Source organism: Methylobacterium sp. WL7 (assembly GCF_008040085.1).
In the GTDB taxonomy this organism is placed as follows: Bacteria; Pseudomonadota; Alphaproteobacteria; order Rhizobiales; family Beijerinckiaceae; genus Methylobacterium; species Methylobacterium mesophilicum.
Map to the genome: position 1 here is coordinate 1 of NZ_VRVG01000078.1, position 25278 is coordinate 25278.

Consider the following 25278-nt stretch of genomic DNA (forward strand, 5'->3'; position numbering starts at 1 on the left):
GCAGCCACCGGTCCAGATCCTCACGCCATCCACCAGCACCTGACATCGCGAGCACCCACGCTCATGGCCGTGGCAGGCGAATCCGCAAAAACCTCCAGCGTTCCCTCAATCTACCAAAGTAGTGCTAGATGATAAACCCGTACCGGAGATCGGTCCGCTGGACGTCCTTCTCAAGATGACCACCCCGACGATCTGCGGAACGGATGTCGATATCCTCAAGGGGGAGTATCCCGTCGAACGGGGATTGACGGTCGGCCACGAGCCGGTGGGTATCGTCGAAAGGCTTGGCTCCGGCGTCACGGGCTTCAAGGAGGGGCAGCGCGTCATCGCCGGCGCCATCACGCCCTCCGGCTGGAGCAACGCCTGCCAATGCGGGCGCGGGGCCCAGTACTAGGTTTTTATTCCTTCGGTCTGAAAATCCCCCTTGACGCGTTTGCGGCCGGCTTGGGAAACACGTCGATCCGCACATCTCTGTGCCCCGGTGGGAAGGAGCGCATGCGCCGGATGCTCGCCGTCGTCGCTTCGGGGCGGGCTGACCTGTCAGGGCTCGTGACGCACCGGTTCAAGCTGGACCAGATCGAAGCGGCCTACGATCTCTTCGCAAACCAGCGCGACGGGGTCCTGAAGGTCGCCATCGGCGTGTAGGCATCGACTCGACGGCGACGAAGAAGTTCGGCCGGTGGGACCTGGGGCCGTTCACCGTCGCGTCCAAGGATCTGCCGACGCCCGTTCCGACCTATCCTCCCCACGGTCATAGCGCCGCCGGAGGCCTGATCAGCTACGAGTTCGGTCGCGTCACCCTGCACGCCTACCCGACGCGCGATATGGCCGAGCGAGTCTATGGCAGGCGGCATATGGGCGGCTGGACCAGCGTCGTAGCTCGGCTGAGCGTCGGGAGAACCTGCGCCGTTCATCCCGGCCGTGAGCCTCCCCATTCCGCCGAGGGGAGCGGAGAACAGCGCTTGGTTCCCGGTTGAGCTTCGGCCTTACGCGCCGCCCGGCATGCGAGGGTAGCCGTATTCCGCCAGGCGCACGTAGAGGGTGGATCGGGCGATACCGAGGCGCCGCGCAGCCAGTGTGAGGTTGCCTCCGCACGCGTCGACCTGTGCCAGGATCGCCGAGCGCTCCGCCGCCTTGAGGGCGATCCCCTGCACGGTGCCGGTCTTCGGCGGCAGGGAGAGGATGGGTCCGACCCGATCGGGCGCCTTCAGAAGTTCCGGCGGCAGGTCGGCCTCCGTCAAGCGATCGTCCGACAGCGAGAGGGCGACCATGGCGTCGACGACGTTGCGCAGTTCGCGGACGTTGCCGGGCCATCGGTAGGCCGTGAAGGCCGCCAGCACCGCCGCGTCGAAGCGGGGAGCCGGCCGGTCGAGGCGGGTGGCCGCCGCGGCCGCGAAGCGTTCCGCCAGGAGAAGGATGTCGTCGCCGCGCTCGCGCAGAGGCGGGATCCGAAGCCGGGCCGCGGCGACGCGGTAGAAGAGGTCCTGACGGAAGCGCCCGGCCTCTACCTCGGCCGAGAGGTCGCGGTTCGTCATCGATACGAGCTGGATCTTGACGGGACGCCCTTCATGGCTCCCGATCCGGTAGACGACGTGATCCTCCAGGACACGCAGGAGATAGGACTGGAGGTCGGCGGCCATCTCGCCGATCTCGTCCAGGCAGAGCACACCGCCATCGGCCTGTTCGATCTTGCCGATGCGCCCTTTCTCGTCGGCGCCGGTGAACGCGCCCTTGACGTAACCGAAGAGTTCGCTCGCGATGAGGTCGCGCGCGATGCCCCCGCAGTTCACTGGCACGAATGGACCGCCCGCCGCCGGGCTCGTCTCGGCGATCGCGCGGGCGAACAGCTCCTTGCCGACGCCCGTCTCACCCTCGATCAGGATGGGCAGGCCGCTCGCGGCGAGTTTCCGAGCCCGCTGGCGGGCCACCTGGATGGCCGCGCTGTTCCCGGCGATCCGTTCGAACCGGCTCTCGGGTTCGATCAGGGTGGCCACCGTGCGTGACCCCGCGACTTTGGACCTGCGCTCGCGCACGGGATGGATGACGACGAGGCATCCGAGGGCGACGCCGTCCTGACGGACGATCTCGAGGCTCGCCTGCGAGAAGCGCCGGCGCCAGTTCTCCTCCCATTCACTCGGATCGGCGCGTCCGACGAGCAGACGTGCGGTCTCCGTGAAGACGGGGGATCCGGTCTCGAAGCCACGTTGCGCGGCCTCCGTCGCATGCACCAGGGCACCACGCCGATCGAGGACGACGATGTCGTTGCTTAGCCAGATCGACCGCTTCGCCACGTAACTGCGCAGCAGGATCTCGTGCTCGACCCTCGCCCGATGGCCAAGCGATTCCTCGATCTCCCGACCGACGGCCGCGGCGAGGGCGAGGCTCTGCGGGTTGAAGGACGCAGCCGGTCCCGAGATGTCGACGACGCCCAGCAGGGTGCCGTCGATCGGATGACGCAGCGGCATCGCCGCGCAACTCCAGCGCTGGACATCCTGGCAGAAGTGTTCGGCGGCGTGGATCATGATCGGCGCGGATGTCGCTAGGGCGGTGCCGATTGCATTGGTGCCGATCGCGGTCTCGTCCCAGCGTCCTCCGGTCTCAAGGTGGTTGCGGCGCCCGCCCTCAATCACATGTCGGTCGCCGGCCGTTTCGAGGATGAAGCCGCCCGCATCGGTCAGGATCACCATTGATGCGGCATCCGAGAGCAGGACACCGGATCGCGCGATGGCTGGCCGAGCAATCGCCAACAACTCGGCATTCTCGGCACGGTGTCGGAAGACCTCCGGCGCGCTTGCCAAAGGTGCCTCCGTCAACTCAACCCTGACGCCGTGCATCTTAGAGCGCTGCCATGACGCCGCCAAATGTGTCGCCATGCCTGCAGGAAGACGGCCGTCCGCGAGGAACGCCTCCCACGCTAGGCGGATCGCACGCTGGTGCCCCATGGACTGTCCTCGCGTTACATCAAGACCGCGCCATCGTCCGAATAGGATTAGGATTGATAAGCGAAATCAAACACAGAGTTCTGGCTGCGTCTAGTGATCTGAGCTGTCATTCGGCTTCAGTTTGAAGGTCGGCTCCCACGCGGCGGTTCTTGTCTGCACGGAGGAGAACGGCCCGGAAGTTCTCGGAGGCCGTTTGGCTTGGCTCAAGCGATCAAGGCTTGGACCTTGGCCTGCGTGAGGTAGCGTGCCTGACCCTCGGCGGGAGGCACGTTGCCGATGGGTGGGATTGGGATTGCCCCGGTTTGGTCGCTGCGGCCTGGCTTGCGTGGGAGACCGGAGTTCTGCCCTCGGGGTCTTCCGGTTCATGAGCGCCGACCAGGCCGACTTCCCGATCACCGTGATGGCGCGCACCCGCGGCGCGACGCGGGGCGGACGCCGCCCCGCTGAACCGAGTCCACGCCGTCCATCTCGGCTCGCACGAGACCTATGGCGTGCCGCGCATCCACGCCGACCTGCGCGAGCAGGGCGACCGGCATTTCCGCAAGCACGGGCGCCCATTGCCCGGCTGATGCGCGAGGCCTGTCTCGTCGGGGCCAGCCACCGGCGCGGTGGCCCCATCACGACGCTGCGGGACCGGGAGGTGCGTCCGGCTCCCGATCTCGCCGCCCGCAACTTCGCCTCCGCCCCCCCGAACCAGTTCTGGGTGGCGGATATCACCGACGTGCCGACAGCCGTTGGCGCGTCCCGAGAGCGGCTATGCATTGGCCGTCCGGCACCGTCGGTTCGAGGCAGGAAGCAAGCTTCGGCGCTGCGTTCGAGAACAGACGTTCAAGCTGTGGCGAATCGTTCGATCGTGAGTGCACCTGACGAGGCCGGACGGAACCCGGACAAACGTCAGGCCGCTTTAACCTCACTCAGGAAGTGATGCACGACCACTCCAAGTTGCTCGGACTGAGTTGCAAGACGCCGTGCCGCGCTCAGCACGACCTTGGCGGTTTCACCAGTCTGGCCGGCGTCGCGCTCCAACGCCCCCATGGCATCCGTCACCGTCCGTGAGCCGGAGGCTGCCTGCTGCACACTCCGGGCGATCTCGTCGGTCGCGCTGCCCTGCTCATCCATCGTGTGCATGATGCCTTGGGTCGCGTCGCGCAAGCCCGTGATGGCCGTGCCGATCTCGCTGATTGCGGCCACGGTGGTCGCGGTCGCCTGCCGGATCTCGCCGACCTGAGCTCTGATCTCTTCCGTCGCCTTAGCCGTCTGCGTGGCGAGTTCCTTCACCTCAGCGGCCACCACGGCGAAGCCCCGCCCGGCAGCCCCAGCCCGGGCCGCCTCGATCGTCGCGTTGAGCGCCAGCAGGTTCGTCTGTCTCGCCAAGGTGTTGATGATATCGACAACCGCCCCGATCTGATCGGCGGCTCGCGACAGGGTTTGGACCAGGGCGTCCGTGCGCTCAACCTTCGCTGCGGCAGCACCGGCCAGGTCGGAAGACTGGGTTGCCTGCGCCGCCAACGCCCGGATCGTCGCGGCCAGTTCCTCGGTGGCCGCGGCCACCGTCTGCACGTTTGCCGAGGTCTGACGGGAAGCGGAGGACACCTCAGCCGCGCGCCCGCTGTTGCTCCCGGAGATGGTCGACATCGTGTTGGCAGTCGCCTCCATCTCGCTCGCCGCGCCCGACAGGCCACCCGCAATCGCAGTGACCTCGCCATCGAAGGCGGCCACGAGGTGGTCGATCAGGCCTGCGCGCGCCTTGCTCGTCTGCGCGGCCACCATGGCGTCGTTGATGTCCACGAGTGAGCCGCAGGCCCGGAGCGGGTTGCCGTTCGCATCGTGCACCACCCCTCCCGTGGCGCGGAACCAGCGATACGTTCCGTCGCGCATCTGCAGGCGGTAGGCGACGTCGTAGGCACCCTTGTTCACCACGTTCTTCAGGGCTTCCCCAAACACGGCGAAGGTGTTGCTTGCATCCTCGGGGTGCAGGCGGTCGGACCAGGATTGTACCACGTCCGGGAACTCGTCCCGGTGATCGGCAAAGCCGACAAGGCGGCGAAACTCCGCCGACCATGTCCAGCGACTCTTCGGGTGCATCGGATCGCCGGCGTGCAGCACCGCATCCCACAGTCCGACCCCGGCGTGGTTATTGAGAATCTCCAGCAGAATGTCGTTATCGCTGCGCTTCCTGAACATGTCTTTGCCAACCCCGACCTATTGAATGTGCTTACACATAGTATCTATAAAAAAATCGCTACATCGTTCAGCACAATAAGATTCTCATCGTCAGCTCGTAAACTATAAGTAGCAACAAACGATATTTTTCAAACGCTTGTCATCGACGATCAATGCGTTGAAATTTATTTCTCCAGGAAACGTCGGTTGCCCGCAACATTCTAACTATAGTCAATTGTCCATAGCAAGCTGAAATTTTGGACCGTCGCAATACAGAATATAATCAAATACAAACTCAGGTTAAATCGATAAAAAATCGGAACTGACTTAGAGCGCCTAACAGAACGGCATCGAGCGGGGTTTTCAGCGTTGGTTTGGCATGGCCACACCGCTTCTCCCCGATGAACTCTGGGATGAGATCGCTCGGCTCCTCCCGCCGCCTCGGCCGCGTCCGAAGGGTGGGCGGCGTCCAATTGAGAACCGGGCCGCACGCACGGGCAACTTGTTCGTGCTGCGCTCGGGGCTGCCGTGGGAAATGCGGCCGGCCGAGATGGGCTGCGGCTCCGGCATGGGTTGCCGGCGGCGGCTGCAGGATTGGCAGGCGGCGGGCGTTTGGAGCCGCCCGCATCACGTAGTGCTGGACCGCCTGCACGCGGCGGGTGAGATCGACTGGAGCCGGGCTTGCCTGGACAGCGCGTCTGTCCCGGCCAAAAAGGGGGGCCTGCCACCGGCCCGAACCCGACGGACCGGGGCAAGCCGGGCCAGAGCCGCCATCTCGTCACCGACGCGCGCGGCACGCCCCTCATGGTGAGCTTGTCGAACCCTCGGCTTCTGCCTGAGCGGGGCCGACCGGCACGACACCGTCATGATGGCGGCGACCCGCGATGCCATCCCGTCTGTGCGGAGCGGTCGGCGCGGACGACCGCGACGCCGTCCGGACAAGCTGCACGCTGACAAGGCCTACGATGCCAGACCCCGCCGCCAGGAGTGCCGGGCGCGGGGGATCGTCCCGCGCATCGCGCGAAGGGGCATCGAGAGCAGCGAGAAACTCGGTCGTCACCGTTGGGTCGTGGATCCTTCGACAAGCTCAAGATGAGGGCACCCACGCCTGGTTCAACCAATTCCGTCGATGGCCCATCCGCGACGAGCGACGCGCAGACATCTACGAGGCCTTCGCAAGCCTCGTCACCCTCAACCAGATCAGACGGGTCTGTTAGGCACTCTAACTTTGCCCTCGGACCACCTCGTGGGGGCCGATCAGGTCCCATGATGCGCACAGCATGGACGGCTGGGACTTCGGTCGAGACGACGCTTGAGCTGTGGGCCTCGTGGCTGCGAGAGGTGAAGGGGCGCATGCGGCCCCTGTTCAGCCAGGAGGGGGGCGCCGCCCCGGCGGGAACGGGACGCGGAATGCGTGCCCCGGGCGCGGGCGCCGGTTTCCGTTGTCGATTCGTCTCACGCCCGCCCGCGGCGCACCCCGCAGGCCAGGCTATTGAGACTTACAATCGCACCGAACACGCAGCCGAAAGCTCCATTCTTTCACGGACACAGGCCATCATTCTGTATTAGATTTACACGGACAGTATTTACATTATCAATTAAGAACGTTCGATGCACTGCATTGACGGGCGCATGATCCCGATGCCTACTGGGCGAGAATTTCAGGTCTCAGCTTAGAATCGGCGTGGACCGAGGCAGAAAGTCCGTTCGATGCTTCCGCCCGCGCGACCGCGAACCCCAGACACCGCGAAGCCCGCGGCCCCTGCGAGCCTCCCTGCGAGCCTCCCGGCGGGGCCGGCCCGGACCGGCCGCGCCGACGCCACCGCGGGGCATGCGCGGTGAGGATGGGTCCGACGCGCAGGCGGGTGAAGCGGGCGGCCCTGCTGATCGCGGCGGCCCTGCTGGCCCCGGTCGGCGCGGGGGCGATCGTCGTCGCCGGCACCGCCCGGGCCGGGGCCGTGGAGGACGCGGGCGCCGGCGGGCGGGCGGACGCGGTGCAGGGCCGGGCGAACCGCCGGGAGGCCGCCGGGGTGCCGCTCGCCGCCGCGACCGCGATGGCCGCGCCGCCGCCCTCGTACTTCTCCTTCTCGGACACGGTGATCAGCTACCGGTTCCAGGGCCCCTCGGCGGAGCCCGGCCTCTCGGTGCGCCGGCCCGACGGGACGGCGCAGGGCCGGCGGGTGCCGCGCGAGGTGCCCAAGAACGTGGTCAACCTGTTCCACGCCAATTCCTGGGCCTACGGCACCAACCTGATCTCCCTCGACATCCTCCAGTCGGGCTCCCAGGACGCGGCGGGCGACAAGCTGATCCGGAGGAAAAATTACGGCGCCACGGAGGTCTACCTGATCTACCGGGGCGTCCTGAGCCCGAACAAGATCTTCGACACCACGGCGTTCGCGATCCCGGGCCTGGTCAAGGATATCGGGCTGGCGTTCGGGGCCGACGTCAACACCAAGAACACGACGTTCGATTCCGAGAAGCGCGCCGGCACCTTCGGCCTCAACTTCGCCTTCGACGTGCCGGTCGGGTTCGTGAACCTGAAGGTCCAGGCCTACAAGGAATTCTCCCGCAACGGCTTCGCCGGCGACCCTCCGCGTCCGGAAAGCGGCATCCCGGCGATTCCGGGCTTCGATTATTCGCATTTCCGCAGCGTCGAGTTCAAGACGACGCCGGAATTCGAGCTGACCTACACGATCCCGCTGGCCTTCACCGGCCTGCCCCTGGCGCTGGCCGGGTTCAACACCATCGTGATGCCCAAGGGCCGCTACGGCGACGTCAACCAGTACCGGACCAAGATGGAGTTCGTCTCGCAGACCAACCTGGTCCTGGATATCGGGCAGCTGCTCGAGCACGCCCCCAACCGGGTCGAGGCGTTCGTCGGCTTCCAGTACTGGCACAACAAGTTCGGCGGCGATCCCCGGTCCACGATCAATACCGAGGAGAAGGCGCTGATCGCCGGCGTCGCCTATCACCTCAAGTGAGGGCGCCCGCAGCCGCCCCCCCGGGATCGCCCGTTCTGGCGCGCAGATCGCCGGGCGCGTGGTCGAAGCGGCGGCGGAAGGCGCGGTTGAAGGTCGGCGCGTCGGTGAAGCCGCAGGCATACGCGATCGTGGCGATCTTCAGTCGGTCCTTGCCCGGCGCGGTCAGGCGGCGGTAGGCGAGGTCGAGGCGCGCGTCGCGGATCGCCGCCGCGATGCCGTCGGTCCCCGCGAAGGCCCGGTACAGGTGGGCCCGGGACAGGCCGAGCGCCGCCTGGATCTCGGCCGGGCCGAGGCTCGGGTCGTGGAGCCGGCGCATGATGTGGGCGTGGGCCAGGGACACCACCGCCTCGCACGAGACCGGGGCGGCCGGGTCGCCGGGCTGGTCCCGGACGAGGGTGCGCAGCAGGTGCAGCACGCCTTCGAGCGCGACCTGCGCCTCGCCCTCGGTCATCCAGGCGGCCGAGGCCGCGAAGGTGCGGAACGCGGCCTTGAACGCCGCGTGTGCGGGACGGTCGGCGATGCAGCGCCCCGCGAAGGCCTCGACGGTGCCGATCCAGGCCTCGAAGGTCGCGCGCGGCAGCGCCAGCCGGATCTCCGCGTAATCGCTCTGGGTGCCGGCCAGGAACGGCCGCTGGCGCGACAGGAAGCTGATGTCCCCCGCGCTCAGGCGCGCGCCGCGCAGGCCCTGCTGCTGGTATCCGATCCCGTCGAGGGCGAGGCCGATCACCATCGCGTCGGAGGAGTTCCGGCCGATGTGGCGGGCGCCGACCGTCACGCCGACCGGGCTGCTGACCGTGTGGGTCAGGCCCCAATCCGCGCCCATGACGACGAGCCTCCGGGCCCGGAACGCCGCGCGGGGATGCATGCGCCCGACGTCGCCGTGCGGCGCCAGCGCGGTCGAGCACCAGAAGTCGAACGCCCGCTTGGGCTCGACGTGCCGGGTGGTCTCGATGGTGCTGGGGACGAGGGCCGGGAGGGACACGGGGCGAGCTCCGCTACGGACGGAACCGGCCGCCGCGCAGCGATTGCCGGCCGCGTCGACAAAAGCAAGAGCCGAGCGACCCGGAAGACAACCAGGGGTAAACGTCCGCCGGCGCGCGCCGCGTCTTCCCGAAGCGGCGGCCTGTTGCCCGGTCTACGGCCGGGACGGCCCGCGCCGGAGCGGGCGCGGCCCGAGTTCGACGCCGCGGGCGCCGGGTGGGACGCCGACCACGTCGCCGTCCCGGACGGCCTGGCGGAGGTTGTGGCGGGCGCCGCGCCCCTGCGTGCCGCCGGGCTGCGTCACCGCGGAATCGCCGGAGGGGGCCAGAACGGTCTGCGCCTGCGCCGAGCCCGCGAGGCCGATCAGCAGGAGGGCGGGCAGGATCCGTACGGAGGTCATGGCGGTCATCTTTCCCGGGCGACGGGGCCCGAAGGCGGGCCTGGATCCTCGACGAGATAGGGTGCGGACCGCCGGGCCGTTAGGGCAAAGCCCCGACGGGCGTCACCGGCTCGCGCAGGACGACCCTGCGGAATGAGGGATCTGCCGGGCGGCGCCGTAGCCGTCGCGGGGCCGGGCGCCCTAGGGCGCTCTCCGACGAAGTGGCTCCGGTTCGTCGCAAGAGAGCGCGTCAAAACAGGAGCTTAGAGCCGTGCCCGACCCGACGTGGTCGGGCACGGCTCTAGCGCGCCACCGGCCGTCCCGACCGGCCGCGCGGCCCGCGCAGCACCAGCACGCAGCTGGCGGCCAGGGTCGCGGTGATCGCGGCGAACATGGCGTGGATCCCGTAGCCTTGGAGGATCGGCAGCAGGACCACCGGGGTCAGGGCGGCCGCGATCCGGCCGGTCGCCCAGGCGCAGGTGAGGGCCGAGGCCCGCAGGGCGGTCGAGAGCAGTTCCGTCGCGTAGATCGCGAGGACGCCGCCGTAGATCGCGGCGGCGGTGTTGAACGCCAGGCCGACCAGGACCAGGGTCGTGAAGGCCTCGGCGACGGCGAAGCTCGTGCCCAGGACCACCATGGCGCCCGCCAGGACGACCAGGCAGGCGCGCCGCTCCAGGCGGTCGATCACCGTGGCGGTGAGCAGGGTTCCGAGCGGCGGCCCCAGCATCGACAGCCCGGCGAAGACCAGGGATTGGTCGATCCGAAAGCCCTTGCCGATCATCACGACGGCGCTCAGCAGGGGAAAGCCCACCGTCGCCCAGGGACTGAGCCCGTAGAGCGCGACGAACAGCGCGGTCCGGCGCAGCTGCCGCGGCTCGGCCAGCAGCGCCCGCAGCCCCGCCCGCACCGGACCGGCCGCCGGCTCCGCCGCGGGGGCCTCGGCGGGTCCCTCCTGCGGCGCGAGGCCGGCCGCGTCCTCGAAGCGCCGGCAGGCCCGGTCGGCGGCCTCGGCCCGGCCGACCGAGGCGAGCCAGCGCGGCGATTCCGGCAGCCGGGCGAACAGGACGGCGCCGACCCCGGCCAGGCCCCCGCCCAGGATCAGCGCCCAGCGCCAGGGCGCGATCCCCAGCGGCGGGCTCGGGGCGAGGCCCTGGACCAGCAGGATCACCGCGGAGGCGCCCAGGAAGCCGATCCCGGCGCAGAGCATCAGCATCGCCCCGCGCCGCCGGGGCGGCATCACGTCCGCGAGATACGTCGCGGCCAGGGGCGGGAAGCCGCCGATCGCGAAGCCCGACACGACCCGGGCCAGGGTGAGCTGCGCGAGGCCCGAACTCGCCGCCGCGGCCAGCGACCCCACCGCCATCAGCGCGAGGGTCCCCTGGAGCGCCCGGCGGCGCCCGAACCGGTCGCCGACCAGGCCGAAGACCGGCGCCCCCACAGCGCCCCCGGCGAAGACCGAGGCCAGCAGCAGGGACAGGTCGCCCCGCGGCATGCTGTGGGGCGGCGCCAGGAAGATCGCCGCCAGGGCGTTGCTGAGGGCGACCTCGGCCACGTCGGTGAACAGGCCGAGGGTGCACACCGCCAGGATCGCCAGGTGGAGCCGCGTCAGCGGCAGGCCGTCGAGCCGGGCCGTGATCGCGGTCAGGGACCCGCGCGGATCGGATGGCGGGGCGCCCCGGGGGGCGGCAGGGCGTGCGGATGCGTCGTTCACCACAGGGGTTTCCGCGTTCGACCGACAGGCGATCGAGCCGGTGGGCGGCCCTGATAGCGGCGCGGGGTCCGGATTCAAAATCCGATCCCGGCCGCGCCCGCGGCAGTCCCAACACGGAGACGTGATGGACTGCTTTAACGCTTCTATAGGAATGAATACGTGACTGATCGCCGTATAGAAACTTGAGCCGTGACGATGAGAACCGCCGCTGTTCTTGGTGCCGACGCCGACGCACCGGATGGGCGAGCGATCCAGATCCTGAAGCTGTCGATGGCGGCGAGCGGGCGGCTCCGGCAGCCGGTGCCCGGCGTCGCGGTCGGCACGGCCGCCTTCCTGGTCGCGCTCCTGCTGCGCCTCGCGCTCCATCCCGCCCTGCCGCCGGGCTTTCCGTTCTTCACGTTCTTCCCCGCCGTCATCCTGTCGACCTTCCTGTGCGGCGCGCGCGCCGGCACCGTCTGCGCGGTCCTGTCCGGCGTGGCGGCGTGGTACGTCTTCATCCCGCCCCTGGGCTCGTTCTTCCTCGACCGCGCGGTCCTCACCACGCTGGCCCTGTTCACCCTCGTCGCCGGGATCGACATCGTCCTGATCGACGTGGTGCGGCGGGTGACCGCCGGGCTGATCGGCGCCGAGGCGGAGGCGCGGCGCCTGCTCGCGCAGCAGCGCCGGCTCGTCGAGGATCTCCGGGCGGAGACCGACAGCCGCGTGATGCACCAGACGCTCGCGGAGAAGTCCCTGCTGCTCGACCTCGCCCTGAAGGCCGCCCAGGCCGGGACGTGGCACTACCGGGTCGCCACCGGGCGGGCGCTCATCTCGGCCGAGATGGCCCGGCAGCACGGGCTGGGCGAGGCCGAGATCGAGATCGACGTCGCGCGGGACTGGCGGCCGCTGGTGCATCCGGACGACGCCGACCGGACCCTGACCGCCCTCGGCCGCGCCATCGCCACGCGCGGCACCTTCGAGACCGAGTTCCGCATCGTTCGCGCGAACGGCGAGACGCGCTGGGTCAGCGGAACCGGCCGGGTCGAGCTCGACGACCGGGGCGAACCGGAATGGGTCGTCGGCCTGACCTTCGACATCACCGACCGCAAGCGCGCCGAGCAGCAGATCGCCCACCTCGCGCATCACGATCCCCTCACGGGGCTCGCCAACCGGACCCGGTTCCGGGAGCAGTTCCTCCGGGAGATCGCCCTGGTGAGGCGCGGCGGTCCCGGCTGCGCGCTGCTGTGCCTCGACCTCGACGGGTTCAAGGCCGTCAACGACACCCTCGGTCACGCCGCGGGCGACGCCCTGCTGCGCATCCTCGCGGACCGGATGCGGGCCGTCGTGCGGATCGAGGACACGCTGGCGCGCCTGGGGGGCGACGAGTTCGTGGTCATCCAGACCGGCCTGCACCAGCCCGCCGACGCGGCCATCCTGGCCGAGCGCCTGACCCGGACGATCGGCACCCCCTGCCGGATCGACGGCAGCGACGTGTCCGTGGGCGTCAGCATCGGCGTCGCCCTGATCCCGGCCGACGGGATCGAGCCCGACGCGATCTACCAGAGCGCCGACCGGGCCCTGTACCAGGCCAAGGCCCAGGGCCGCGGCACCTACCGGTGGGCCGGGCGCCCGGAGCGGGGCGCGCTTTCCTAGAGCGCTCGCCGCCGCAGTGGATACCGGTTCGGCGTAAGCGAGCGCGTCAGATCGCGGCGTGAGAGCCGGCGGCCGGGAGGCGGTCCCCGGACCTCGGCGTCCGGACGTCGCGCGCCGCGATCCCGAAGCGCCGACGGAACGCCCGGCTGAAGGCCGACGCGTCGGTGAAGCCGCACCGGAGCATGATGGTCGCGATGCTGTCGTGCGCGTGCGCCGGGACGGAGAGGTAGCGGCGCGCGCGCTCCAGGCGCGCGTCGCGGATCGACGCCGCGACGCCGTCGCCGTCCGCGAAGGCGGCGTAGAGCCGGCTGCGGGACACGCACAGGGTCCGGCACAGGGCGTCCGGGCCGAATTCCGGATCGTGCAGGCGACGCTGGATGTGGACCGAGGCCAGGGACCTCAGCGCGTCGACCGGGATCGGATCCTCCGACACCCCCGTGAAACTGCGCAGCAGGTGCAGGCCCCCCTCGACCGCGATCCCGGCCTGGGCCTCGGACATGGTGGCGACCTGCCCGGCATAGGCCTGCAGGTAGGACACGAACAGGGTGTTGAGATGGCCCCTGCCGATCGTGTGCCCGGCGAAGGTCTCGGGCTCGCCGACATGGGCCCGGAACAGGGCCCGCGACGTGATCAGCCGGATCTCCTCGTAATCCTCGTAGCCGCCGGCGCGATAGGGACGGCTGGCGTCGACGATGCTGATGTCGCCGGGCGCCATCCGGGCGCCGCGGTTGCCCTGCTCGGCGTATCCGGTGCCCCGGACGAACACGGCGATCGCCATGGCGTCGCGTCCGTCCCGCCGGATGTGCTGCGCCGGCCGGGCGATGTCGATGGTCCGGCTCTGCGTGTGCAGGAGGGTGCTGTGCGCGGTCTCGGCCACGAGGTGCCGGGCCGCGAACGCGGGCGACCGGTCCAGCCCGCTGCTGACGACGCCGGTCATGGCCAGCGCGGTGTGGCGCCAGAACTCGAAGGCCCGCTCGGGTTCGACCTCGGCCGTGCTCTGGACAAGCGTTCTGACGCGGTGGGCCGACACGGGATGCTCACTCGACGACCGGATGCGGGGGCCCGGCCCCGGACCGGGGGGGAGAGGCCTATCTGTGGCGCGGGCCGTCATTGTGTATGGCCCGAAGACTGTCGTTTTCGGGCGACGCCCCGGGCCGGCCGATCGCCTCTCCCGGACGAGACGGGCCGCCCTCCCCCCGTGCCGGTCGTCGCGCGGGCCGGCGGACCCCGGGATAACCTGCGGCGGATCGCACCCGGGCCTGTCCGTCCCGAAAAAGAACATATATAGAACATTCAACCGCCGCCGCGCAGGACGAGGCAGGAGCCCCGATGGCCCGATACCGGTTCCACTGCACCAATGGCCTGGAATGCGTCTTCGACGCCCGCGGCGCGGAGATCCGCGCGGCCGGGCGCCTCACCGTGCGGGCCCGCCGGGTCGCCGCCGACGTGATGCGGTCGCTGTCCGACCGGACCGACTGGTCGGACTGGCGGGTGAGCGTGCACGACCTCAGCGGCCGGCGCGTCCTGGTGCAGCCGTTCCGGCAGCCGGTGGCGGAGCGGCCCCTCGCGGCCTGATCGGTGTTTCGTCCGGGGCGTTCGGCCATACGGCATCGCGCGCGCCCGGATACCCGGGTCGGGGTTTTTGTGGATCGGTCACGCCCGGGGGGAGGCGCTTTCGGATGCGCTCGGCCGGCGCCGCCATCGCGAGCGAGGCGTCGCGATCTCCGAACGTGGCGTGGTCCAAAGTTGCTGCGCTGCGCTCGCAATGACGGCCGCGCGCTTCAGCCCGAAGCCGCCTCCCGTCGGATCGCAGCGCAATCGCGCCAGCCATAGGCGACTTACACGAAGCTGCCGTCCTCCCGGTGCTCCTTCCGCGCCCCGACCGCGACGCCGCCGAGGCGCTCGTAGAACCGCCGGGCCGAAAAGTTCTCGCTCAGGACCCACAGGCTGGCGGCACGATGCCCGGCCTGGTTCAGGCGCGCCGCCAGCGCGGCCATCAGGGCGGTACCGGTCCCGCGCCGCTGGGCGGATCGCAGGACGTAGACCGCGCTGACCTCGCCGCCGAAGCCGTCCGCTGCCAGCTCGGCAGAGCGCTGGGCGCCGCAGGACCCGAATCCGACGAGGCCGGCGCCCTCCTCGGCGACCTCGACCGCCGTGCCGGAGGCTGGATCGCCGAGGATGCGCGTCCACATCGCGAACCGCCGCTCCACCGTCTGGGCGGCGATCATCCCGGCGGGCAGGAGCCCGGCATACGTTTCCCGCCACGCGGCGACATGGATCGCCGCGATGGCCTGCGCATCGTCCAGGACCGCCGGCCTGACCGTCACGGCCTCCGGCATCGACGGGACGGGATCCACCGGGGGCTCCCAACGGGTCGGACTCGTGCCCGCTAGGCAGCGGGTGCGGGCCATCCTACTGGTCGGCGTTGGACGAGAGCAATGCAGACCGGCACCCGCTGGCCCCGTCCCCGCAGAGGCTACGGCGTTTCCACATCGGTCGTCATCGGGCGCGACAGTTGGGGTGAGGGATGTGCGCCATCCGGAGGACCCGGGCCCTCCGAAAATCTGCCGCGCCCGACAGCCCCGGACGGAGGCGGGACAGCGCGCGCCCCCGAATCCGGGCCGCGCGTCCCGTGGCGCCCCTACTTCGGCACGAACGCCCAGTAATCCAGGTCGAGGATCACGGCCGGGTCGTAGCCCTCGCCGGTGCGGTCCGGGAAGGCGCCGCAGGGCTGGTTCTTGGTGGCGACCGTGCGCAGGCGCAGGAGCCCGACATCGTCGCGCCCGACGTCGGCCGCGGCCAGGACCTCGCTCCAGGCGTAGACCGTGTCGCCGGCAAACAGCGGCGCCACGTGGCGGCCGGCATTGATGCCGGCGAGCGCGAAGGCGTTGCCCAGGCCGTTGAAGCTGAGCGCCCGGGCCAGCGAGATCACGTGCCCGCCATAGATCAGCCGGCGGCCGAACCGGGTGTCCTTGGCGGCCAGGCCGTCGAAATGGACCTTGGCGGTGTTCTGGAACAGGCGCGTGGCGATCTGGTGCTCGGCCTCCTCGACGGTCATGCCGTCGACGTGGTCGATCTTCTCGCCCACCGCGTAGTCGCCGAAGCGGTGCGGGCTGCCGGCGAGTTCCGAATCGTAGGCGGCGGCCGAGAGCTTCGGCAGGGCGCCCGCGAGGTCCTGCGGATCGACCACCTTGGCCAGGCTCGGGACGTGCTCCTCGGCGATGGCGGCCTCCGGGTCGCGCTTGCGCACCAGGACCCAGCGGCAATAGCTCAGCACGGTCTCGCCGGCCTCGTCGGAGCCCACCGAGCGCACGTAGACCACGCCGGTCTGCCGGTTCGAGCTCTCCTTGAGGCCGATCACCTCGGAGACGGTCGACACGGTCTCGCCCGGATAGACCGGCCGGCGGAACCCGCCCTCCGCGTAGCCGAGGTTGGCCAGCGCGTTGAGGGAGACGTCCGGCACGGTCTTGCCGAACACCATGTGGAAGGTCAGCAGGTCGTCGAGCGGGCTCTTCGGGTAGCCGAAGGCCCGGGCGAAGGCGTCCGACGACTGCACGGCGAAGCGCGGGCCGTAGAGGCCGGTGTAGAGCGCCACGTCGCCCACCGTGACGGTGCGGGGCGTGGCGTGGCGGATGGTCTCGCCGAGGCGGAAATCCTCGAAGAACCGGCCGGGGTTGGTTTTCACGGTCACTCGATCCTACTGCGCGTACATGTAAGCCTGGGGCACGGCATACTCGTGCAGAAGCTTGCTGATGAACAGCAGCAGCAGGATCAGGATGATCGGCGAGATGTCGACGCCGCCGAGATTGGGCAGCAGGTTGCGGATCGGCCGCAGCACCGGCTCGGTGATCCGGTAGAGCACCTCGCCGATCTGGGCGACGATCGGGTTGCGGACGTTCACCACGTTGAACGCCACCAGCCAGCTCAGGACCGCGCTGGCGATGAGGACGTAGATGAAGAGCTGGACGACCGTGTCGAAGAGCCAGATCAGGGCGTTCATGCGGGTCCGCGCGTATCCTAGGGGCGCCCGCGCGGCCTCACCGGGAGCGGTGTGCGGCGGGCGGCGGTGAAACAGGAATTGACAGGCTGAGCCGCCCGCGCCTACAAGGCCGGCGCCTCGACGGGGCTGTAGCTCAGATGGGAGAGCGCCGCAATCGCACTGCGGAGGTCAGGGGTTCGATTCCCCTCAGCTCCACCAGGGGTCCTTGCGCAAACCGCAGGATCCGGGTGGTCGTCGAAAGTCACGTCATGTCAGTAGCTTAGCTCGAGCGTCCTGCTTCAGCCGCGTCTCTGTCGTGTCTCCGGGGCCGGATCATCGGCCCTTCGGCCCCCGGTCTCCACAGGCCTCATTCCCGTTTCCTGCGATGCTACCCGCGGTCCTCGATTGGTTCTTCCGCGACCGCACCAGCGGGCGCATCGTGATCGGCCAGTGGCCGAACACGCCGCTGTGGCTTTTCGGTGTGATGCTGTCCGTCGCTTGGATCGCGGGGGAGGATACCGCCGTCGGGCAGTGGGCGGATCTCGCATCGAGGATCGCCCTTGCGGTCTGGGCGGGCGATGAGTTGCTGCGCGGGGTCAACCCGTGGCGGCGCTGCTTGGGAGCCGCGGTGGTGATCGGGATGGCGGTGCGCCTATTCGCCTGATCGCTTCCGGAGGCGATGACGTCAGCCGTGGGGAGCACAGGCGGGACGCTCAGTTATCACAAGCCAAGGATGCGTTCCTGTGCATCCCAAGCGGGGGGCAGCTCGCAGAGATGACGCAGGCCGATGCCCCGGGGCAGCCGCGCCTCGACGATCACCTGCACGATGCGAGGGGAGAGTAGGGCGAGGGACAGCGTCATGCGCACCGAGCGCTCGCTGCGCTGCTCGGCCCTGGCGATCGCCTCGATGCTCGTGCTTCGCCCACCCACGAGATCCCCCATCCAGGTCCGGCCCGCGGCGATGCCTACGAGCATGCGGGTGCGATCCTCCGCCTTCATCGCCCGCAGCCGATCGCCCTCGCGCCCCGGCGGTACGACGATCGCCCTGCGGCGGCGCTGCAGCTGATGCGCGAAGGGCAGCGACAAGGGAGGGCGGTCGCCGGTGAGCTGCAGCATGAGGTGATCGGCATGCACCGTCACCGTCTCGAGTTCGGCAGCGACCACGGCAGCGTCTTCGAGCGGTACTGGGCTCGGTGCAGCGATACTCCGTAGACCAGCCACGACCACCGCCTCGATCGGCCCGGCAGGCAAGCGCAGCCGCTTGCCATCCAGCCCGACCTCACGGGCGACGTAGTAGCGGTAGCGCAGTGGACCCTTCTGGGCATGGCTCGGCACCATCGGCTCACCTGCCACATCGCGTAGGCGCCCGGTGAGGAGGTGCACGCTCTCAGATCGCCCGCGGTGATGCTGATGGTGGTTGGTGGTGAGCCGTTCCTGCACCGCCTGCCACGTCACCCCGTCCACGATCGCGGCATGCTGGCCTTCATGGACCTGACCCTTGTGCCGAAGCTGACCGATGTAGAGCGGATTGCCGAGCAGCTTGTACAGATGCCCGCGCGAGAACGGACCCCCACCGGTCTCTCGCCCAGCCCCGTCGCGGCGGGCCGGCAGGGTGATGCCCTGCTCGTCGAGATCCTGCTTGAGCGCCGCCACCGTGCCGTGCGCGAGGTAGCCCGCGAAGATCGCCCGCACGAGGGCGGCATGTTCCTCGACGACGTGCAGGGCGCGGTCCTCGACCCGGTAGCCGAGTGGGACGACGCCGCCCATCCAGATCCCCTTGCGCTTGCTCGCGGCGATCTTGTCGCGGATGCGTTCGCCGGTGACCTCACGCTCGAACTGGGCGAACGACAGCAGCACGTTGAGCGTAAGCCGGCCCATGCTGGTGGTGGTGTTGAACGCCTGGGTCACCGACACGAACGAGACGCCGTGCCCGTCGAACAGCTCGACCAACTTGGCGAAGTCGGACAGGGCCCGGGTGAGCCGGTCGACCTTGTACACGACGATCACGTCGACGCGCCGGGCCTGCACCTCGGCGAGCAGCCGTTGCAGGGCGGGGCGTTCGAGCGATCCGCCGGAGAAGCCGCCGTCGTCGTAGCGGCCGGGTAGCAGGCGCCAGCCCTCGTGCGCCTGGGAGCGGATGTAGGCTTCGGCGGCTTCACGCTGGTTGTCGAGGGAGTTGAACTCCTGATCGAGCCCGTGCTCGGTCGAGACCCGGGTGTAGATCGCGCAGCGCAGCGTCGGCCGTGTGCCGGGGGGCGGTGCCTGTCGTGGTTTGGACGACCGGGCACTCATGCCTCAACCCTCCCCACACCGAGCTCCCCACCGCCAGTGGTCTTGGCGCGCAGGCCGAAGAAGCGGGGGCCGTTCCACTTGGTGCCGGTGATAGCCTGCGCCACGCGGGACAGGCTGCAATAGGTCGCCCCGTTCCAGGCGTAGCCCGCGTCCAACACGTGCACGGTGTGCATCACCCCGGCCCATTCCCGCGAGAGCGTCACGCCGGGGGTGCGCCCGCGTCGGTCCGGCACCGGCACCGACACGCGGATCGGCATATCGTCCCCGCTCTGGCCTCTTGGGCCCCGTGCCTGTGCGAGCCGCTCGAGCGCCCGCGCGGTATCGCGATCGAGGTCACCATAGGCCAGAGCCTGCAGGCGGTAGGCGATCACCCGCGCGCGCAGGGCCGGCGGGAGGCCGGGAGGCGGGGCTGCGCCGAAGACCTGGCGCCAGCGCCGTTCCAGTGCCGCCGCGTCCATCCCGGCGAGCGCGTCGAGCGAGGCGGACACGTGGTCCGCCTCGCTCCCCAAAATGGGCTGGGTCCGCGCCATCAGGCGACGGCCTGAATCGGCATGCCAGCCTGCGGCTCAGCCTCAGCGCCCCGCGTCAGCGTCTCCCCCTTGCGCCGCGAGCGAGTGCGAGCGGCGGGCGAGGGTGGAAGGATGCGGTAGGCCGTCGTCGCGTCTGGCCGCGCTGCCTTCGCCAGCGGCTGTCCCCCGGACCGGATCCGAGAGAGGGCCGCGCGCGTCGTGTGCGGGAGCCAGCCCGTCGCCGCGATGAGCTCAGCGAGCGTCGCTCCGTTGTCTCTCGTCAGCAGCGTCAGCACCAGCGCCTTCTTGTTCGGGCGGCACGCTGTGTTGGTCCGGGCGGGCGGGGTGAGGCCAATGGCCAGGTAGCCCGTGGGCGTCAGGCGATGCTGTCCGTCCGGCGCGTCCGATGGGGTAATGAGTTCGTCGCGTAGGAGACGGCCAATGAGCCGTTTGCGACTGGCCGGTTTCATCTCTGGTGCGAAGCGTAGGCGGCCCTCGCATGCGGCGGCGGTCTGCAGGATGCTGGTCTCGGTGCGGGTGAGCGAAATGGTGGTCATGGGTCGGGGTCTCCGTCGGGGGCAGGTCAGGCCCTGCCACGACCCCGACCCCGCGGGCGGCGCAAGGCCGGCCGGCGGGGCAAAGCGTGGATGGTCGGAATGACAACCTAGTGAAAAGAGGAATGCGTCAGCCGTCGCGTTGCCACTCCGCTACTTCCAGACTGTTGCTGATCCATACAAGTACAGTCTTGGTGACCGCGCCAACGTCGCTTAGTCTTGCGATCAACGCGTCGATTATATTGGATAAGCTCAAGCTTGTCATAATGATTAGCCAGTTTCCGTGCGTCGGGCTGGAGACCACACACGCTCCGTTCGCTTCGACAGTCCAGTCGAAGCTACGGTTGGGCTGAGACGGTCCGAAACTTCGCGCCGTTGTCCACTGCGAACGGAAGCTCGTGACCCTTCTCAGACCATCAGAAGGTCCGCTTGCTGGAGGTCTGATCGAACCAGAATGACCGAAGGTGGCCGAAAGCGGCACGTCCGCTTCTGAGGCGGTTCCTTGCAAGGCAGACGTCCCCCTACGGCCCCACCCTGCCTTACCCACTCATCCTCATCGAGCAGAAGCATACAGTCTTCGCATAGCTCTCAAAGCGGCTTCGCTCTAGTTGGGCACTGTCCGGGGCGAATTAATTCCCAATGATGCTTGCCTGTCGTCACCAAAAGCGCACCGACCAAATCCACGAACATTGAAGATAATGTTTATAAAGCCCAATCGGATGGATAAATCCATACGGAGGCGTTTTCGCGAGTCAGGACCAAACGTCGGTCTCAATTGCTAAGCGCTTAGATTCAGCCGATAGCGATATGCATCTCCCCGGAATAGGCCCTCAACGTACTCGATCATGACCGAGTCCTGATTGTAACTGTGACGCTTGATCAGGAGGCATGGGAGGGGCTGTTCGAAGTCGAAAATCTCGCATTCGTCCGCTGTCGGCATCGTCGCCTCCACCGTCTGCTCGCAGCGCACGAGACGGCCGCCCGGATGCCCGCCTAGGAAGGCGTACACGGAGCCGGAGAGATCGCCGGTCTCAAGGGCAGGTACGGCGCGGATGTTGTACCAAGCGACCTCGCGTGACATCGGCACGCCGTCGCCGGAGCGAACGCGCGTCAGGCGCAGGAACGGGGCCGTCGAGGGCAGGCCGAAGATTGAGGCGATGGAGCGGTCCTCAGTGACCGCCCGTTCCAGTATGCGCGAAGACGGGATCTTCCCCAACTCCCGCATTTCCTCGGTGAAACCCTTGAGCCGGTCCATGCCTGGGCGTACGGGCTCGGGGGGACGGCGCACGAGGAAGCCGGAGCGCCCGCGCGGCACGAGGAGTTCGCCGTCACTCAGCTCGGCGTAGGCGCGCTGGACAGTGACGCGGCTGACACCGAGGCTATCGGCGAGCTGGCGCTCGGCCGGCAGTATGACGCCCGGCGGCAGCGAGCCCGACAGGATCAACTCGCGCAATTGGCTCTCAATTTGCCGGTACAGCGGCATCGCAGTATCGCCGCGCAGGCGTAAGAGAGAGAGCACCGAGGGACGCTCGCCTTCCGCGAGGTCTGGGCTGACCTCACCGTTTATCGTCCGATTTTTAAGGCGCACGTCTGATCGACCTCCGATACAAATGCTTATATCGGATGAGCTCGGAGTGCTCCATGCGTGTCTTCGTCATTGGAAGCTTCGTGATTGCCTGCTCGGTCAAAGTCGCGCGGCTGCCGCAGGCAGGTGAGTCCCTCGATGGCTTGGCCTTCCTGGCCGAGCCCGGCGGCAAGGGCTTCAATCTCGCGATCGCCGCGCGCCGGCTCGGCGTCGCAGTGGATGGACTCTTTGCCGTCGGCACGGACGTGTTCTCCCCAGTGGCCCGCTCGACCTTCGCGCAAGTCGGGTTCTCCGAGGATATGCTGGTACCGCATGCAGGCTCGACGGGTGCCGGCGTCGCCTTCGTCGATGCAACCGGCGAGAACTGCCTAGCAGTTTGCCTCGGCGCCAATTTCGCCCTCGGTGCGGAGGACGTCCGAGCCGTCGCCGCACGTATTCGGAAGGCAAACCTCGTGGCAGCGACTTTCGAATCGCCGGACGCTCCCATCCGCGAGGCCTTCGCCCTGGCTCGAACGCTGGGCCTCCGCACTCTGCTGAACCCCTCACCGGTGCGCCCCATCGACCCGGCGATCTTAGCCGACACTAGTATCCTCATCGTCAATGCGGTTGAGGCCGCGGACCTGGGCCTTGGAACTCCCGACGCCATCGCCCACGCCCCAGCCGCGACACCGGCTATTGCCGCCCTGCTCCACGGCGGCCTAGACCTCTTGGTAGTGACCCTCGGAGATCGCGGCGCGATGGCGTTTCGCCCTGGGCTGCAGCCCCTACGCCAGTTGGCCTTCGCGGTGGCGGCAGTGGATACGGTCGGGGCGGGGGATGCATTCACGGCCGGGCTAATGGCGGGCCTGCTCGCAGAAGTACCGCTCGACGCGACCCTGCGCCAGGCCGCGGCTTGCGGTGCGCTCACCACCTGCCAGTTCGGTGCCTTCGACGCTTTTCCGACCGCGCACGCGTTGGCCACCTTTCTGGACAACGCCGCACGATAACTCACGTCGCACCAAAACAATGTGCCGTCTGACCGCTAAACATCGAGAGTGAGGCGACGATGCTCAGCAATTCCGCCTGCCGCTTGGTCCCGGTTTTGTTGAAGATCGAGGTGAGCTGAGTGCGAACAGTGCTTGTCTGGACGCCGACGCTCTCGGCGTAGCTCTGCAGGCGTAAGCCCCCGGCCAGCGCCTGGAGCAGGCGTGTCTCAGCTGGGGTGAGGTCGAACAGCAGGTTGAGGAGGCCGTCGTCCGGAGCTGCCCGCGCGCCAACGTGCACAAGGATGACTAGTACCGCCGAAGCACCGAAGACGTCGCCGGGGTGCCGTTCTAAGCGCATGACATGAGCGATTTGAGGGCGGTCGTCAGCATAGCTGCGTACCGGCATAGTCTGTGCCGTGTGTTGGCCATTGATGACCCTGTCGATCGCGTTCTGCAGCAGTTTGCCGTTGATCACGCTCTTGAATAGGAAGCCGCCGTGCTGGCCCGGGGGCAGGACCTCCGCCCGCTCCTGCAGACGGGCATTTATGGTGAGCACCCGCCCCGAGGCCGATAGGACCGCAGCGGGAACCCCGATCTGATTGAGCATCATGGTGGTGACGCGAGTGCGTTCGCAACCGAACTGGGCGCTGAGCTGGCAAGCGCGCACAAAATGGGGACGCAGAGCATCGAGCTTATGTAGGATGGCGGCCTCATGGGGACCGGTTTGGGCACGGCGTTCGGCGGTGACGATCGCGACATCGCCGGTAGGCAGGGGAATCGTTGTCCCCACTTGCCAAAACGTCTTGTCGACTTCGCTGGGCCGACCGTCATAGGAGCCCGGTACGAGGTCGACGTCGCGCATGAAGCCGGCATGGGCCTGGACGCGCCATTGTGCCGTGCGCCCGCTGCCACCCCAGGAGGCCGCGGCCGTGTGCTCACGTAGTCGCTGCTCGAATGCTGGCGAGGCAATCCAGCGGGGCATTCCGACGGGGGGCAGCACCATGAGCACAGCGCCATCCGAATTCGCCGTATCACCGAGAGTCTGGAGGACGTCTGGCCAGAGCTCCGGGGTGCCCGCAGCCTCGTAGATCCGGTCGATAAGAGCTTCCCGCACCGGCACGCCCCACGATGGTCTGAGTGATCGCAGTAAGACCAATATCAGTCCAAAACTGACAGCGGTATCCTTCAAACAGATGATGCTTTTGGTGAGGGACGGTGCGCCGAGCACGTTTTCAGTAAGCCCGCCGTCCGGACGCACCAGCGGGCGCGGCAACGCGACCTCCGCAAACTAAGGCGAGACTGTGTAAGCACCTGAGGAAACTCTGCTTTCTTGCACGGGTGGGACGTAGGCCGCAAGCTTATCGCGGTACAGGCAGTGTTATCCGCCAGACGGCGGATGATCAGTTTTCAGCCATCCTTAAATTGTCGGCACACGGGAGGAGCAACCATGAAAACAGTTGCCGCAAGCCTGATTGTTGTCTTGTCCTGCACCGGGGCCTGGGCCGACGATTTGAACGACCTACCAGAGCTCGCCTGCGCGCAAGCTTCCTCGGCCGTAGAGCGCGCGCAGATTGGGTGCCCAGACGCGAACAACGCGGCGGCTGAACCCCGGGGGGCCGCTTCGCCTCTCGACCGCGCGGAAGACGACTAAGCGCATTCCCGGCGTCATGGGCGTCATCGCCACGGCCCTATTCGCGGGGGCGAGCCTTGGCCTGTCCATCGCCGCGCCGATCGGACCCACGAGCTTACTTTGCATCCAGCGCACATTGTCAGGGGGCCTGCCCGCTGGCCTTGCCACCGGGCTCGGCGTCGCCACCGTGCATCTGACATACGGGACTTTGATGGCGCGCTGGAGCAACGACTTGGCCGCGGCGTTTTCGAACGGGGCCGTGCTCTCCCTAGTTTCGGGAGCGGTGCTACTCGCCCTCGCGGTCCGAATTCTTCGCCGCGGGTCGGTGTTGCGCATGAACAGCGAGCGCCGACACACCCTGGCCGCGAGCTACGGCAGTGCCATCGCGCTAGCCCTTGCGAATCCAGTCACCCCCGTGCTGTTCCTGGCCGCAACACCGGCCCTGCTCGAGCACGGGACCGCGCCACTATCGGTACTGGCGGCCGGCGTTTTCCTGGGCTCGTTCGGCTGGTGGGTTGTGTTCAACACAGCCGTGTCGATGTTCCGGCGCTGTGTCACCAGTCATGTTCTGAACCAGCTGAACATGGCCGCCGGCCTCCTCCTCGCCGTACTAGCATTGAGCCTAATAGTTCGGGGATTAGACCAAAGTACGGTAGCCCATTTGGATGGCACCGGTGAGGGCATGAACTCGGGACAATTGGTCGGACTCTAAGATAGTTCTGAGCCGCCGCGTGGGACAGACTGGCCCATCTCAACGACATCACCACTGGCCATGCGATCCTCCGCGAGTCCCCCGGGGTGAGTCGTTGAATGCACCCTAGCATTACAGTTGCGTTTTTTGGCTTTTCCGTCGTCGGCGTGTTTTGCTGGGCTTACGGCGGTGACGCCCTTTGGCGTCTGACGCTCGGCGTTTGAGATGAGCGTTTCGGGCAGCCGCCTGATGCGCGCGTCGCCAGAGCGACCACGCGATGACGT

The 25278-nt window shown here is 68.3% G+C and carries 20 protein-coding genes, 1 tRNA gene and 3 pseudogenes; 10 read left to right on the forward strand and 14 right to left on the reverse strand.

Annotated elements, in window-relative coordinates; all coding sequences use genetic code 11:
* Positions 1-121 precede the first annotated feature (121 nt).
* A pseudogene (locus FV233_RS18670) lies at positions 122-645 on the forward strand (alcohol dehydrogenase catalytic domain-containing protein).
* Between the two features lie 341 nt (positions 646-986).
* Here FV233_RS18670 and FV233_RS18675 read toward each other — a convergent pair.
* Positions 987-2942 (reverse strand): sigma-54-dependent Fis family transcriptional regulator, encoded by a 1956-nt coding sequence (locus FV233_RS18675; RefSeq protein WP_147898390.1) that lies wholly within the window; start codon positions 2940-2942, stop codon positions 987-989.
* 894 nt (positions 2943-3836) lie between these two features.
* Positions 3837-5126 (reverse strand): methyl-accepting chemotaxis protein, encoded by a 1290-nt coding sequence (locus FV233_RS18680; protein WP_147898391.1) that lies wholly within the window; start codon positions 5124-5126, stop codon positions 3837-3839.
* Between the two features lie 358 nt (positions 5127-5484).
* On the opposite strand from FV233_RS18680, the pseudogene FV233_RS18685 reads away from it, so the two are divergent.
* The 3 genes and pseudogenes from FV233_RS18685 to FV233_RS18695 all read left to right on the forward strand — a co-directional run bounded on the left by FV233_RS18685 (position 5485) and on the right by FV233_RS18695 (position 8086).
* A pseudogene (locus tag FV233_RS18685) lies at positions 5485-6322 on the forward strand (IS5 family transposase).
* A 49-nt stretch (positions 6323-6371) separates the two neighbouring features.
* A pseudogene (locus tag FV233_RS18690) lies at positions 6372-6503 on the forward strand (IS701 family transposase); the annotation flags it as partial.
* Between the two features lie 446 nt (positions 6504-6949).
* Complete coding sequence (locus FV233_RS18695) at positions 6950-8086, forward strand: hypothetical protein (RefSeq protein ID WP_147898392.1); 1137 nt, start codon at positions 6950-6952, stop codon at positions 8084-8086.
* On the opposite strand, the gene FV233_RS18700 is transcribed toward FV233_RS18695, so the two are convergent.
* From FV233_RS18700 to FV233_RS18710, 3 genes are all read right to left on the reverse strand, one after another.
* Complete coding sequence (locus FV233_RS18700; RefSeq protein WP_147898393.1) at positions 8079-9068, reverse strand: helix-turn-helix domain-containing protein; 990 nt, start codon at positions 9066-9068, stop codon at positions 8079-8081. The two genes, FV233_RS18695 and FV233_RS18700, sit on opposite strands and share 8 nt — an antisense overlap.
* Positions 9069-9221: 153 nt before the next feature.
* Positions 9222-9467 (reverse strand): hypothetical protein, encoded by a 246-nt coding sequence (locus tag FV233_RS18705; RefSeq protein ID WP_147898394.1) that lies wholly within the window; start codon positions 9465-9467, stop codon positions 9222-9224.
* Positions 9468-9747: 280 nt separating this feature from the next.
* A complete protein-coding gene (locus FV233_RS18710; RefSeq protein ID WP_246690024.1) occupies positions 9748-11157 on the reverse strand; it encodes an MFS transporter in 1410 nt (469 codons plus the stop codon).
* 195 nt (positions 11158-11352) lie between these two features.
* Here FV233_RS18710 and FV233_RS18715 point away from each other — a divergent pair, with 195 nt between their 5' ends.
* On the forward strand, positions 11353-12789 hold the full coding sequence (locus tag FV233_RS18715) for a diguanylate cyclase (RefSeq protein WP_147898396.1): 1437 nt from the start codon (positions 11353-11355) through the stop codon (positions 12787-12789).
* 46 nt (positions 12790-12835) lie between these two features.
* On the opposite strand, the gene FV233_RS18720 is transcribed toward FV233_RS18715, so the two are convergent.
* A complete protein-coding gene (locus tag FV233_RS18720) occupies positions 12836-13819 on the reverse strand; it encodes a helix-turn-helix domain-containing protein (RefSeq protein WP_246690025.1) in 984 nt (327 codons plus the stop codon).
* A 299-nt stretch (positions 13820-14118) separates the two neighbouring features.
* Here FV233_RS18720 and FV233_RS18725 point away from each other — a divergent pair, with 299 nt between their 5' ends.
* Positions 14119-14364, forward strand: a complete 246-nt coding sequence (locus tag FV233_RS18725; protein WP_147898398.1) for a hypothetical protein — start codon at positions 14119-14121, stop codon at positions 14362-14364.
* Positions 14365-14627: 263 nt separating this feature from the next.
* Here the strand turns inward: FV233_RS18725 and FV233_RS18730 are convergent, their stop codons facing one another.
* The 3 genes from FV233_RS18730 to FV233_RS18740 form a co-directional block, all read right to left on the reverse strand.
* Positions 14628-15146 (reverse strand): GNAT family N-acetyltransferase, encoded by a 519-nt coding sequence (locus tag FV233_RS18730; protein ID WP_147898399.1) that lies wholly within the window; start codon positions 15144-15146, stop codon positions 14628-14630.
* A gap of 284 nt (positions 15147-15430) precedes the next feature.
* The gene (locus tag FV233_RS18735) at positions 15431-16474 is read right to left on the reverse strand and encodes a MaoC family dehydratase (protein WP_147853439.1); all 1044 of its coding nucleotides are present in this window, start codon (positions 16472-16474) and stop codon (positions 15431-15433) included.
* A gap of 12 nt (positions 16475-16486) precedes the next feature.
* Positions 16487-16789, reverse strand: coding sequence for a YggT family protein (locus FV233_RS18740; RefSeq protein ID WP_147853438.1), 303 nt, complete (start codon positions 16787-16789; stop codon positions 16487-16489).
* A gap of 122 nt (positions 16790-16911) precedes the next feature.
* On the opposite strand from FV233_RS18740, the gene FV233_RS18745 reads away from it, so the two are divergent.
* Both FV233_RS18745 and FV233_RS18750 read left to right on the forward strand, forming a co-directional pair.
* Positions 16912-16987: transfer RNA gene (locus tag FV233_RS18745), tRNA-Ala, on the forward strand.
* Positions 16988-17153: 166 nt separating this feature from the next.
* On the forward strand, positions 17154-17432 hold the full coding sequence (locus FV233_RS18750; RefSeq protein WP_147853437.1) for a hypothetical protein: 279 nt from the start codon (positions 17154-17156) through the stop codon (positions 17430-17432).
* Between the two features lie 56 nt (positions 17433-17488).
* Here FV233_RS18750 and FV233_RS18755 read toward each other — a convergent pair whose 3' ends face one another.
* The 4 genes from FV233_RS18755 to FV233_RS18770 form a co-directional block, all read right to left on the reverse strand.
* A complete protein-coding gene (locus FV233_RS18755; protein ID WP_147853436.1) occupies positions 17489-19060 on the reverse strand; it encodes a recombinase family protein in 1572 nt (523 codons plus the stop codon).
* On the reverse strand, positions 19057-19548 hold the full coding sequence (locus tag FV233_RS18760; protein ID WP_246690026.1) for a DUF2924 domain-containing protein: 492 nt from the start codon (positions 19546-19548) through the stop codon (positions 19057-19059). Before FV233_RS18760 ends, FV233_RS18755 begins: the two co-directional genes overlap by 4 nt.
* Positions 19549-19589: 41 nt before the next feature.
* Positions 19590-20126, reverse strand: coding sequence for a DUF3489 domain-containing protein (locus FV233_RS18765; RefSeq protein ID WP_147853434.1), 537 nt, complete (start codon positions 20124-20126; stop codon positions 19590-19592).
* 775 nt (positions 20127-20901) lie between these two features.
* On the reverse strand, positions 20902-21606 hold the full coding sequence (locus FV233_RS18770) for a GntR family transcriptional regulator (RefSeq protein ID WP_238262574.1): 705 nt from the start codon (positions 21604-21606) through the stop codon (positions 20902-20904).
* 158 nt (positions 21607-21764) lie between these two features.
* On the opposite strand from FV233_RS18770, the gene FV233_RS18775 reads away from it, so the two are divergent.
* Positions 21765-22694 (forward strand): ribokinase, encoded by a 930-nt coding sequence (locus FV233_RS18775; RefSeq protein ID WP_147853233.1) that lies wholly within the window; start codon positions 21765-21767, stop codon positions 22692-22694.
* 1 nt (position 22695) lies between these two features.
* On the opposite strand, the gene FV233_RS18780 is transcribed toward FV233_RS18775, so the two are convergent.
* Positions 22696-23946: a hypothetical protein gene (locus tag FV233_RS18780; protein WP_147853234.1), complete on the reverse strand. Its 1251-nt coding sequence runs from the start codon at positions 23944-23946 to the stop codon at positions 22696-22698.
* Between the two features lie 394 nt (positions 23947-24340).
* On the opposite strand from FV233_RS18780, the gene FV233_RS18785 reads away from it, so the two are divergent.
* Positions 24341-25015 (forward strand): LysE family transporter, encoded by a 675-nt coding sequence (locus tag FV233_RS18785; protein ID WP_147853235.1) that lies wholly within the window; start codon positions 24341-24343, stop codon positions 25013-25015.
* Positions 25016-25278 lie beyond the last annotated feature (263 nt).